Genomic DNA, 12,189 nt, shown 5'->3' with positions numbered 1-12,189 from the left:
TTTAATGCAGAGAAAACTAACCGAGTAATCCTTCATCACGCATTGCAATTTGTACCGACTGACGTTCGGCCACTTTATTACGCAAAGCGATAATATGAATATAAGGTGTTAAGTCATGTTCAATATGATTTGACCAATTTGTAAGTACAAATAAATATGCATCTGCTGGACCAAAATTATCATCCACTAAATAATCATATTCTGATTCAGCTAAATAATTGTCGATATATTTCAGTAAACGATCTACTTCAGCATACGCTTTGGTTTTTTCATCATCAGTTAACTTACCACTAAAGAAAACTGCATAAGCATCATGCAACTCAGAATTTAAATAACCTAACCATTCAAGGACTTTGGCACGCCCCATGCCCGATGGTGGAATTAAATCCTGTTTAGGATCGTGTTGTGCCAGAAACGGTAAGATGGCAACGTTCTCAGTTAAGATTAAACCAGGATTAATCTCTAAAGCTGGAACATAACCTTTCGGGTTAATTTCATAATAATCTACCCCTTTCGAGGTTTTATGTGTTTTTAGGTCAACGCGTTCTAAGTCAAAATCTACATTTATTTCATTTAAAATAATATGTGCTGCCAATGAGCAAGCACCAGGCGAATAATACAACTTCATAATTGATCCTTGTTATCTAACGCTTATGTTCTAAAATGCTTTACCTTAATTTGCAAAATGTGTTTCCACAAATTTGTCAAAAAAAGTAAAAAATACTGAATGATCTGACTATTAGTGAAATTACATGATTTTGCAAGTAGTCTTATGTCAACTTTTTATTATCATCGTATATATCCTGCTCAAATAGATCATTTTTTGAGGAGAATAGATTACTTCTATCCTCCTCTTTTTGCATAGATCACACTTTATCTTTTCTTGAGCGCTTGGAAAAACTTGCAAGACCCAAAAGACCTAAGATCGATAACCATCCAAAACTCCCCGATGAAGTATTTGACGGTGAAGGTTTATTCTCGACATCACTCATATCAAGATCAACAATTACAGGATCATGATCTGAAGAGCGATAAGCATCTTCTGAGAAAAATAATGCTTTTTGTGCATCGGTTTTATATTCTTCGTTGTAATCTAAGACTGTTGGTTCATCTGCATTGATATGCCAAGTAAATGCTTTTTTTACTTTACTATATAAATTTGCATCTGCAATTGCGTGATCTAAATTGCCTGCGCCACCATAGCCTTCCGTATTACTTGATACACCAAATACATAGCTATAAGCCTGCTCACCTTGCCCTACAACTTTGTCATTTAATAGAACTTTGTAATTTGCCTTTTCAAACACCTGAATCGGATCTTCTTTGGCATAACTATTCATATCCCCTAAAACTAAGATGTTTGGCTTTTCTACTTGAGTTGGATTTTTTGCCATCCATTGAACGAGCTGTTGAACAGCTTTCACACGTGTCGGGTTCCAACAACCCTGCCCATCTTTTTGATCAGCGTCTGTTGTATTCGTGTCAACACCTGTACATCCTTTAGATTTCAAGTGATTAGGAATAATCGTGAACATTTGCTTTCCAGAAAGCGGTTGAAAAGTTTGCGCAATCGTCGATCTATTCTTATCACCTAAATCAAGTACAACTGGCTTGTTCACAGGTTTTATACGTTTGCTGTTATAAATAATGGCAACAGCAATCACATCTGTTCCTAAACGATCCTGATTTTCAGGAACTACATATTTCCAATCAGCGCCTAAAGCTTGGGTTAAATATGCAATTGCACTATTTTTATCATAGCCATTGTTTGCAATTTCCATCAAACCGTATACATCGGCATCAATTGCTTTTAATGCTTTGATAATTTTACGATGTTGTTTATCAAACTCAGCTTGGCTCGTTGCACCACGTTCAGTAGGGAAACCTGTTTTACCATTATCATAATTTAAGACATTAAATGCTGCTGCACGAATCAACTGCGTATCTTTAGTGGCGACATTTGGTCTTGATGGTGTTTTAGCGACCAATTCTGGGAGATTACGCCCCTGAATAGGCTGAATGCGCCAACCATTAAAACGATATTCTAAAATCCCTTCAATGTTCTTAAGCTGATCACCAGAGCGCAAACTATTTGTTGCACTGAAGCTCTGCGGCAACCAAGGCGTTCTGTTTTGATTGTTATAACCATCATCTAAAATAATCTTCGATAATAAGTTTTTCTGTGCTAATGCTTTTGCCTCAGCAGATAAAGGTGGATATAAGTTTGTTGGAATAAATAATCGCTCCTTACTCAGTGACAGCTCACCAAAGCGACCATAATTATAATTTTCACTGATGGTTAAAGTTTGTGGTAGTTTTACCAACATTCCTTGATAAAGTTGTGGTGAATTTACAGTTAATTCAGTCAAACTATTAAACGGTAAATCAACACTTTTTGGCTGTACCTGGCTTGCCATATTGCTATTACAGGTCAAAATATTTTGCTGTAACTGATCAATCTGTAATTGGTTTTGATACGCAGTCAAACGTCCTCGTAAGATCACTTCATCCCCAACTTGCCCACCTTTAACAGAGCTACTCGCTGGAATATAAACAAAAATCGCATTACTCACGTTTGGTTTAGCTTTGCTATCAACAGTTTGAATATAGAAGCCAGAAAAACCATTTTCATAACGATAATCAGCAGTGATCACACCGCGGAGCGTATAGTTTTGCCCTTGAGTTGCTTTATTATTTAAATCTGCAATCGCTGTGTCCGTACTAGAGCAACTCACTGTTTCACTGACAGGAGGTGTTGTTGCTGAACCTGTTATATTTGAAAAATCATTCCGATCCTTCCATGCACGCCATGAACCATCTAAATCAAATGCTGTGGTTGGATCAATTTCAGTTACAGGATTGACCGTTTGCAAGCGAGTAAAACTATTCGCTTTACTGATAGTAGTTGTTCCCCAACCGCCTGATGTAGGTTGTTCACCTAATCGTCCAAAACGATCAATCACTTTGCCTTTATAAACTAATAATATTGCATCATCACCATTAAACGTAAATCCAGCGACTTGATTAACCTTATCACCTAGCTCAGTTTGTAATGCAGCATGTCCAACTAGAAAGCGCCCCTTACTTTTCAGGTTCCCATTCAAAGGAAAAACTAAAGGCTTCAACGTCGTGCCATTATTAAACTGTTGGATCTCATAATCAGCCAAGTTAACCGATGTCGCATCTGGATTATAAATTTCTAATCCCTTTTTATTGCTATTGCCATCAATATACTGGCTAAACATAAGCTGCGCATGTGCCACAGAAAATATCGAAGATGCACCCAACAATCCTAAACAAACTGCAATCGAATGGAATTTAAAGTTTTTCATAAATTTTTTACTTAATGTTCAAATCGACATTAGGCTATTCAATCTGTGTGACAACGATATGAAGATTTTTTTACAAGTTTTAGGCAATCAAAAAAATGAACCCTTAAATAAAGTCATTTAAACATTTGACTTGACCACCTGAACACTTAAAATACGGCATTTCTATCTTTATATCTCCAGAATCATGTCAAACGATCAGTTAGAAACGCAAATTACGGAACTCGACAATTTGCCAGAGCACCGTGAAATTGTGACGTTTATGCGTCGTTCAGCTCCGCTCAATACTTCACAACGTACTGCTTTAGAAGATTATCGTGATTTAATTTTGGAATATCCTGTTGGTGATTTACGTCAACACTTTGAACACCCTGAGCGCCCATTAACAGTCGAAATCGGCTTTGGTATGGGTCGTTCTTTAATGTTAATGGCAAAGGCAAATCCTGAGCGTAACTTTGTCGGGATTGAAGTGCATATTCCTGGTATCGCACAATGTGTGTATGAAGTCGGTATGGCTGGTTTAAAGAACTTGTTTGTACTCGATGCAGATGCGATCCAAGTACTACGTGAAATGCCAGACAATAGCATTAACTGTGTGCAACTGTACTTCCCAGACCCATGGCAGAAAAAACGTCACTTTAAACGTCGTTTTGTGATTCACGAGCGTATGCAACTGGTTGAACAAAAGTTAGAGCTTGGAGGCACTTTCCATGCTGCTACTGATTGGGAGCCATACGCAGAATGGATGCTTGACGTTTTAGATCATCGTCCTAATCTAGAAAATCTAGCAGGTAAAGGCAATAGCTACCCTCGCCCTGAATGGCGTCCAGTAACTAAATTCGAACGTCGTGGACTTGAATCTGGTCACAAGATCAATGACTTTATTTTTAAAAAAATTAAGTAGTGACTCGTAAAATTTCAAATACAAATAGCATTAAATATTATTTATTTAATGCTATTTATCTCTTATTGGCTTACTCATATTAGTTTTTTCAAATCTTAAAAGAACAAAAAACTGAATGCTCTCTGGTGTCCATAGACGATAAAAACGATATCTCTAAAACCGTTATTATCGAACTCACTTTATAAAATCAAATCTGATCAAATTTAAGCTCTTCTATTTACATGATCTATAAATATTTTTTACTCATATTTAGCTAAAATGAGAGATAGATAATTTTTACATCCCTTTAAGAAATTATCGTTTCATAAACAATGAGTGCTATTCACTGTAATGATTTAACTCAATGATGAAGATAGGTTGGTTTTATGGAAAAAACACTGCAATGCCCTAAATGTGGTTCTACAGAAATCGAAGTACGTGATCATAACAAATTACTAAAAACAACAGGCGGAGTTCTAATGACTGCGGCTGGAACTACTGCAGGAACAGTGGGTGGAGCTGCAACAGGTGCATCAGTTGGTGCCACGATTGGTACTGTAGCAGGTCCATTAGGCGTCATTGTGGGTGGGACTATCGGAACATTTGTAGGTGCAATTAGTGTCGGTATTACTGGAGGAATCGTAGGTAATATTTTTGGGAAAAAAGCAGGTGTGGCGATCGACAAGAATATTTTCCAAGACTATCTTTGCCTCAAATGTAAACATCGTTTTAAACAGAAAAATTGATTAAGCTTAAGGCATATTTACATTCTTTCTAAGCTGATATTTAAAAAATTGTATCAGCTCAATGTATTTACAGATAATCGCTCGATTTTCTAGAATACAAATACATGCTTTTCTAACATTTCTTGATATTAAAAATCATTCAAATTTTGTCCATCACAAATAAAATGAAATGGTTTCCCTATCATTATTTTCCGTGTAAATGTCGTTTCATAATACTTTCACTTAGAAGTTTATAAACATCAACAAAATCGCTTCCTGAATTCTTTTCTAATAATTGTTGATGCATTTTTAAAATATTTTCATCACCACGCATTGCAGGACCTGTTTGCATTTCTTTAGGATTATTGATCGTTGCTTTTTGAGCAGTTTCTAAAATCAATGGATAAAGTAAAGAAAAATCAACCTGTTGCTCATCAACAATTTGTTTAGAAAGATCATAACAGTAATTGCTAAAATTACATGCAAAAACAGCAGCCATGTGTAATGTCTGGCGTTGTTGAGAACTATATTGATAAACCTTCGGAGTCAGACTATGCGCTAATGAAGCGAGCAACTCCAAGTCATTGTAACGAACTGCCTCGACAAACATAGGTGTTTCCGCCCAATCAATCGCACGCTCATGACTAAAAGTTTGTAAGGGATAAAATACGCCAGATCTCTCATGTACTGTTGAAAGCACCTCTAAACTGGTACTTCCTGAGGTATGAACAATTAATGCTTGCTGCAAATAATGATTAATTTCCTGAATAACATCAGGTATGGATTGGTCTGATATGGCAATAATAACGAGATCAGTATTGGAGTTTAATTGATCAAAATGATTAATCCCAGTGGCTTCAACTAAAGATGCTAAACGATTTGCTTTTTCTAAATCACGACTAAAAACTTGTACAATCTGGTGATCAGGATGTAGTACTTTTGCTAAATGATAAGCAACGCGCCCTGCACCAATAAATGTAATTCTCATTTTTATTCGACCTATATACAAGCAAAGCTATTCATTATTAAATTATTTACGGAAAATTTCTAATAATGAATTAGCCTACTAAAAAGTTAAGCAGAATAAGTCACAAAACCTATTCTGCTCAGCAACAAAGTTTAGATGAATGTCTGTACTGCTTTACCTTTCAAAGTCTGACCTAGCAAAGGTGTATTTTTACCTTGAGATAAAATTGTCTCTTTTGATACTACCCACTCTAGTTCTGGATCAACCAATACCCAACCGGCTTCTTGCTGCCAACGTTCAGTCATATTTGCAACTTGCGCTGGAATTGAAGTCACTTTTTCAACCCATTCTAATGGTCCAAACAGACTTTCTTGAATCAGTTGCAGACCCAAAGCGACATAAGTATCAAAAGCCGTTATTCCTGGTTGCGTTTCTGCAAAAGGTGCCATTTTTGCTGAACTACTTAATGGTTCATGATGAGTACAAATTGCATCTATCACGCCTTCTTTCACACCTTGACGTAACAATGCTTTATCTTGCTCAGAACGTAATGGTGGGCGAACATGCGCAAGTGAGTTAAAACCATCAGTGAGTTGTTCAGTCAAATGTAATTGGTGCATCGCAACATCTGCAGTGACTGGCAAACCTTTGGCTTTAGCTGCGCGAATCAAATCAACTGACGCACCACAAGACAATAAACCAAAATGTGCTTTCACACCTGTTGCTTCAATCATCAAAAGGTATTTAGCAATGGCAACTGTTTCAGCAATCGCAGGAATCATTGGTAAACCTTGACGAGAAGCGATAAAACCTTCGTGCGCACAACCATCTTTTGCAAGCTGTGGCTCTTCGGCATAAAAGACAACGGTCAAATCCAAACCAGCAGCATACTCAAGAGTACGAATCACAACATCATCATTTTCAAATGCGGCATTGGCATTGGAAACGGCAGTACAACCACCTTTCTTTAAGCCTGCCATATTCGCTGGTTGCTTCCCATTTAAGCCTTGAGTTTGTGCACCAATAATATGTAGATAAATACCGCCATCTAGTTGTGCCTTTTCAATCAGACCATGAATGAGTGCGCCATTATCTTGTACGATTGGCTTTGAGTCTGGTGGAGTAATGACATGCAAAATACCATTCGCACGCGCAGCTTTACCTTCTGACTTTAATGTCCCATGTTGTTGTTGCCCTGGCTCACGTAAGCGTGCACACAAGTCAACCATGGTTGGCATTAACCATTTACCTTGACCGTCAATCGTTTCATCAATTTGATCTGCGCTATCGACCAATTTACCATTCTTAATATAAACCGTTTGAACTTGATCAGTTTTTTGAATTGGATCGAGCACACGGACATTTTCAACTTTTACAATACTCATGTGATCTATCCTTTAAAGTGCAATCGCTTCAATTAAACCTTGTTCCTGTAACTGCCCTTGCATCGCAAGTGCCAACACTGCCATACGAACCGCAATCCCATTAGTAACTTGCTTCAAAATAACCGATTGATCTCCATCGGCAACACTTGAATCAATTTCAACACCACGGTTCATTGGACCAGGATGCATAACGATACAATCAGGTTTAGCGAGCGCCAAGCGTTCTTTGTTTAGACCATACATTTTGTAGAATTCAGATTGTGAAGATAATGCAGGTGAATCAATACGCTCATTTTGAATTCGCAATGCAATAATCACATCACAGTCTGTCACGCCTGCATCCATTTTATTAAACAGGCGTACATTTTCGCCATATTCATTAAAACCAACTGGTAATAGCGTATTTGGTGCAATCACGCGAATATCTTTGCAACCTAATGTTTGTAAAGCAGCCACATTGGAACGTGCTACACGTGAATGCTTAATATCACCAATAATGGCAACACTAAGTGCTTCAAATGGCTTCTTGGTTTCACGACGGATCGTCAACATATCGAGCATTGCTTGAGTCGGATGCGCGTGGCGTCCATCACCTGCATTGATAATTGCAACTTTAGGACAAACATCTTTAGCAATAAAATGTGCTGCCCCAGAAGATGAATGACGAACTACGAAAATATCCGCAGCCATCGCTTCCAAATTCCAAAGCGTATCACGTAAAGTTTCACCTTTAGAGGTACTTGAACGTGCAATATCGATATTCAGAACATTTGCAGACAACCGTTTTGCAGCTGCCTCAAATGTAGTGCGAGTTCGAGTAGAGTTTTCGAAGAAAAGATTCATTACCGTCAGCCCTTCTAATAACGGACGGTTAATCAAATTATTATTGTCGTCTAAAAAACTTTGTGCGGTATCTAAAATCTTGGTCAGGCTTTCTTTAGAAAGACCTTCAATGGTTAAGAAGTGCTTTAAATTTCCTTGTTGATTCAATTGAACCTGACTTGGTTGATGCAGGGCTGCAATATGCATAAAAGATTCCTATAGGTCGAATCACCAAAACTTGCATAGTGTAGCCCAATTTCTCTACTTTCGCAGAACAACTTTTCACCATTATGTTGCAATTAATTAGGGAGTTGCAACATAATGAATTAACGTAATGCACCAATATAGTGATGAGCAACTTGCGCTTTGTAAATTTCCTCATCAGTTACTTCTGAGGAATATGTATCCAAATCATCAATCATCGTATTGATTGAATCATCTTTAGCTTCATCAAGGGCCAAAATTGGCTCAGGGTATAAATCAATTAAAGAACCTAAGCGTGCAGCATAACGTTCTAACTCTGTATCTTCAGTTGCTAATGCGATTTCTACGACATACTTTGCATAATCTTTATCGTGGACTAAATACATAACATCAATAACTCGACCAGACACTCGTCTTAATCGCACGTACATTTGAGTTGCAACAGAAAAAGCTTCGGCATTTAGTACAAGTTCATGGTTCATATTTGCTTTCATAACGTCCTCACATCGTTGGGAGAAGTGCTTGTTGATCATCCGCTTAGAGAGAAGCAAAACATATACCAACTATTCAAATATATTCAAAAAATTATTTTCTTTACATCATGATACTCTGAGTCTATATAAGAAAAAATAGATAAACATTCCCACGATTCACATCCAATACCTATGCTGTGAATACACTTTGAAAAGAAAATCGGACACATCAAATACAGCACAAAAGTTTTAATCCGATTGATCGGCAGGCTGCCAATTCTGTGAACAAAGGCAATAATTAAAAAATTTATACAAAACAATTCACTTTATTTTGGGGTTTGAGAGTCCAGTTTGATGTAAATAAATTTTAAAATTCCTACCAATGATGCAAATATCAACCGCATCAATACTCCAAAATCAGTTAAAATAGCCGATTGCTAAAAATGTTTTGGAAATTTGAATGAACGCTAAACCACGTCTAACAGACTATTGGGTGACCTGTGCTGACGGGCTTGAAACCTTATTACAACAAGAACTTGAGAATTTAGGCATTCAAAATATCCAACGTTTTGCTGGACGTTTAATATTTAAAGGCACACTAGAGAATGCCTATCGCGTTTGTATGTGGTCACGTCTTGCCTCTCGTGTGTTGTTACCAATTCATACCCATGAACTTGAATTTACGCATGATGCACGTGATGTTGCAGAAGAGCTCTATGAAGGTGCAATTAGCTTTGACTGGTCTCTAATTTTTGCACCACAAAGTACCTTTGCTGTTCGTCTACATGTAGAACGCGAAATTAAAGTCAATACACAATTCGCTACTCTACGAGTTAAAGATGGTGTAGTTGATTCATTTATGGAAGCGGTTGGAAAACGCCCAAGTATTGATATTAAACAGCCCGAAATTACACTTTATGTACTAGCTGGTAAAACCGAGCATACTTACTGCCTAGATTTATCAGGTGATTCTTTACATAAACGTGGCTATCGTCACTTTATGACGGATGCACCGATTAAAGAAAACCTTGCAGCGGCAATCTTACAAAAAGCAAAACTACAACAACTGCAACCTGATTTAATTCTTGACCCAATGTGTGGTTCAGGCACATTCATTATTGAATCATTAATGATTTTAACTGATCGTGCACCAGGTTTAGTACGTCGCTTTGGCTTCAATGGTTGGCATGGACATGATCGTGAACTGTGGTTATCACTTAAAGCAGAAGCAGCAGAACGTCATGCAAAGGCTTTAGAGCAACCTCTGCCTAAGTTTTATGCCTACGATGCGGATTGGGAAGCAGTTAAAGCTACTCGCCAAAACATCATTGCAGCAGGTTTTGAAAAAATCCTCGATCAGATTCAAATTGAGGAACGTACTTTAGCTGATTGGGATGATTTCCACGCTGAAGGTAAAAAAGCCTTTATTGTCACCAACCCGCCTTATGGGGAACGTTTAGGTGATAAAGCCTCTAGTCGATCATTCTATTTAGGTCTATCAGGATTATTACAAAAGAATTTTCCAAATCAACCTGTTGCCGTGATTGCAGCACAAATTGAACAAGCAGATGTACTAGCCATCACCGAACCTCAAACTTTACGTTTGATGAATGGTAAACTTCCAATTTATATCCGTTTCGGCACAATAAAACCTGCAGCCGTAGTTCAACCATTCTTAGCGACGTGGCAACCTCAGCAATTTGAAAAAATTGAAGGTGCGGAAGACTTTACCAATCGTTTGCAAAAAAATATGCAAGCCTTAAAGAAATGGGCTGTGAAAGAAAATATATTTTGCTTACGTTTGTATGATGCCGATCTACCTGATTTTAACATTGCCGTCGATTTATATGGAGATCGTTTGCATGTTCAGGAATATGCACCACCAAAAACAATTGATCCTGAAAAAGCAAAAAAACGTTTTAATTTGGGTTTAGCTGCCATTCGTGCAGTAACAGGCTTAAATCGTGACGCAATTTTTATCAAAACTCGTGCAAAGCAAACGGGAACCAATCAATATGAAAAACAAAGCACTGCGTCTAAACGTTTTATTGTGCAGGAAGGCAAAGCTAAAATTCTCGTCAATTTAACAGACTATTTAGATACTGGTTTATTCTTAGATCACCGTCAAATTCGTCTAAGAATTGCCAAAGAAGCACGTGGCAAACATTTTCTTAATCTTTATAGCTATACCTCAACTGCTAGCTTACATGCAGCACTTGGCGGTGCAGCAAGTACCACGAGTGTCGACCTATCAAATACTTATTTGAATTGGTCAAAAGAAAATTTTGTATTGAATGGTTTAACTGTAGATCATGCTGATGAACAACATATGTTCTTTTCGAGCGATTGCTTTGAGTGGTTAAAAGAAGGCCATGAACAATACGATCTCATCTTCATTGACCCTCCAACTTTCTCTAACTCGAAAAAGTTTTATGGCACATTTGATGTACAGCGCGACCATGTTTCTCTGCTTAAACGTGCAATGAACCGTTTAACTAGTGATGGTACTTTGTACTTCTCAAATAACTATCGTGGGTTTGAGTTAGATGAAGAAATCGAAGCAATGTATCAAGTTGAAGAAATTACTTCTGAAACGATAGGCCTAGACTTTAAACGTAATCAGAAAATTCATCGTGCTTGGAAAATCCAACACCAACCAATTTAAATTAGGGGCTTAGGAACTTAAAGAGGGTTGTTACGGAGTAGTTAAAGCAAATCGAGGTATAAATTACCATGCCGATGATTAAAGCGATACTCCGTTTCTTTAAGATGCAAATAAAACATCTTCTTGTGAATTCCATTAAATTTACTGAGTCGCTTCTTTGCATAGCCCCCAGAAGGATTCTATAACGTTAATATGACGTTCCCCACAGGCAAATTCATTGTCCCCGTGATTTAATCTTAAGTGCTTATCAAAGCCAATATCTATACCTCCATCCATCTGTATTGATGACTGAATCAGTTCTATATGCCCACGGATAATCCCTTGCAGCGTAGCTTTTGAGCAATCTGGTACAATTTCCGTGTACACATTTCCATCTCGTTTGAGCAACCCAAATACAATGGTTTTTCCTGATGCCCCACGACCTCGCTTACTACGAACACGACGAGCACCAAAGTAAGATTCATCCAGTTCAACAATGCCATTGAAGGGAGATATTTCTTCACATTGGACAGCAATCTTTTTACGCAATTTGATATAAATTGTATTGATGCAGCGAACAGAAATATTGGTAAGTTTAACAGTATCAGATGCAGTAAAATCCATGTCAAAAAAGCGAATGATTTGCCTGAATTTTGCTTCTGCGATTCTTGAACGGAAATAGTATCTATTTTTTTCTTTCATATAAGGAAGTTACCATACTTTTTAATATGCTTAACTTCCTAAGCCCCAACGTAAA

At 37.5% G+C, this 12,189-nt stretch carries 9 protein-coding genes and 1 pseudogene; 3 read left to right on the top strand and 7 right to left on the bottom strand.

What is annotated here, in order from left to right:
• Nucleotides 1-16 precede the first annotated feature (16 nt).
• Both O1450_RS06745 and O1450_RS06740 read right to left on the bottom strand, forming a co-directional pair.
• Nucleotides 17-628, bottom strand: coding sequence for a glutathione binding-like protein (locus tag O1450_RS06745; RefSeq protein ID WP_004662579.1), 612 nt, complete (start codon nt 626-628; stop codon nt 17-19).
• A 238-nt stretch (nt 629-866) separates the two neighbouring features.
• Nucleotides 867-3,332 carry an ExeM/NucH family extracellular endonuclease gene (locus O1450_RS06740; RefSeq protein WP_269230179.1) on the bottom strand — a complete coding sequence of 822 codons (2,466 nt, stop codon included), beginning with the start codon at nt 3,330-3,332 and terminating at the stop codon, nt 867-869.
• Nucleotides 3,333-3,516: 184 nt separating this feature from the next.
• On the opposite strand from O1450_RS06740, the gene trmB reads away from it, so the two are divergent.
• Both trmB and O1450_RS06730 read left to right on the top strand, forming a co-directional pair.
• Complete coding sequence (gene trmB, locus O1450_RS06735; RefSeq protein ID WP_269230178.1) at nt 3,517-4,233, top strand: tRNA (guanosine(46)-N7)-methyltransferase TrmB; 717 nt, start codon at nt 3,517-3,519, stop codon at nt 4,231-4,233.
• 365 nt (nt 4,234-4,598) lie between these two features.
• Nucleotides 4,599-4,958 carry a hypothetical protein gene (locus O1450_RS06730; RefSeq protein WP_046738100.1) on the top strand — a complete coding sequence of 120 codons (360 nt, stop codon included), beginning with the start codon at nt 4,599-4,601 and terminating at the stop codon, nt 4,956-4,958.
• A gap of 184 nt (nt 4,959-5,142) precedes the next feature.
• On the opposite strand, the gene O1450_RS06725 is transcribed toward O1450_RS06730, so the two are convergent.
• From O1450_RS06725 to O1450_RS06710, 4 genes are all read right to left on the bottom strand, one after another.
• Entirely contained in the window at nt 5,143-5,925 is a 783-nt protein-coding gene (locus O1450_RS06725; protein ID WP_269230177.1) for a Rossmann-like and DUF2520 domain-containing protein, read from the bottom strand.
• A gap of 131 nt (nt 5,926-6,056) precedes the next feature.
• Nucleotides 6,057-7,289, bottom strand: coding sequence for a dihydroorotase (locus O1450_RS06720; protein ID WP_269230176.1), 1,233 nt, complete (start codon nt 7,287-7,289; stop codon nt 6,057-6,059).
• 12 nt (nt 7,290-7,301) lie between these two features.
• Nucleotides 7,302-8,318: an aspartate carbamoyltransferase catalytic subunit gene (locus O1450_RS06715; RefSeq protein WP_004662590.1), complete on the bottom strand. Its 1,017-nt coding sequence runs from the start codon at nt 8,316-8,318 to the stop codon at nt 7,302-7,304.
• A 119-nt stretch (nt 8,319-8,437) separates the two neighbouring features.
• On the bottom strand, nt 8,438-8,809 hold the full coding sequence (locus O1450_RS06710) for a hypothetical protein (protein ID WP_269230175.1): 372 nt from the start codon (nt 8,807-8,809) through the stop codon (nt 8,438-8,440).
• Nucleotides 8,810-9,248: 439 nt separating this feature from the next.
• On the opposite strand from O1450_RS06710, the gene rlmKL reads away from it, so the two are divergent.
• On the top strand, nt 9,249-11,453 hold the full coding sequence (gene rlmKL, locus O1450_RS06705) for a bifunctional 23S rRNA (guanine(2069)-N(7))-methyltransferase RlmK/23S rRNA (guanine(2445)-N(2))-methyltransferase RlmL (protein ID WP_269230174.1): 2,205 nt from the start codon (nt 9,249-9,251) through the stop codon (nt 11,451-11,453).
• 41 nt (nt 11,454-11,494) lie between these two features.
• Here the strand turns inward: rlmKL and O1450_RS06700 are convergent.
• Nucleotides 11,495-12,134: pseudogene (locus tag O1450_RS06700) on the bottom strand (IS1595 family transposase).
• Between the last annotated feature and the right edge of the window lie 55 nt (nt 12,135-12,189).

This window comes from Acinetobacter sp. TR11 (assembly GCF_027105035.1).
Taxonomy (GTDB): Bacteria; Pseudomonadota; Gammaproteobacteria; order Pseudomonadales; family Moraxellaceae; genus Acinetobacter.
The sequence above is the reverse complement of the archived record's forward strand: the minus strand, read 5'-3'. Positions and strand labels throughout refer to the sequence as shown.

Coding starts and splice junctions, on each gene's coding strand:
- O1450_RS06720 (WP_269230176.1), bottom strand. CDS start 7,289: ATGAGTATTGTAAAAGTTGAAAATGTCCGTGTGCTCGATCCAATTCAA.
- trmB (WP_269230178.1), top strand. CDS start 3,517: ATGTCAAACGATCAGTTAGAAACGCAAATTACGGAACTCGACAATTTG.
- O1450_RS06730 (WP_046738100.1), top strand. CDS start 4,599: ATGGAAAAAACACTGCAATGCCCTAAATGTGGTTCTACAGAAATCGAA.
- O1450_RS06710 (WP_269230175.1), bottom strand. CDS start 8,809: ATGAAAGCAAATATGAACCATGAACTTGTACTAAATGCCGAAGCTTTT.
- O1450_RS06740 (WP_269230179.1), bottom strand. CDS start 3,332: ATGAAAAACTTTAAATTCCATTCGATTGCAGTTTGTTTAGGATTGTTG.
- rlmKL (WP_269230174.1), top strand. CDS start 9,249: ATGAACGCTAAACCACGTCTAACAGACTATTGGGTGACCTGTGCTGAC.
- O1450_RS06725 (WP_269230177.1), bottom strand. CDS start 5,925: ATGAGAATTACATTTATTGGTGCAGGGCGCGTTGCTTATCATTTAGCA.
- O1450_RS06715 (WP_004662590.1), bottom strand. CDS start 8,318: ATGCATATTGCAGCCCTGCATCAACCAAGTCAGGTTCAATTGAATCAA.
- O1450_RS06745 (WP_004662579.1), bottom strand. CDS start 628: ATGAAGTTGTATTATTCGCCTGGTGCTTGCTCATTGGCAGCACATATT.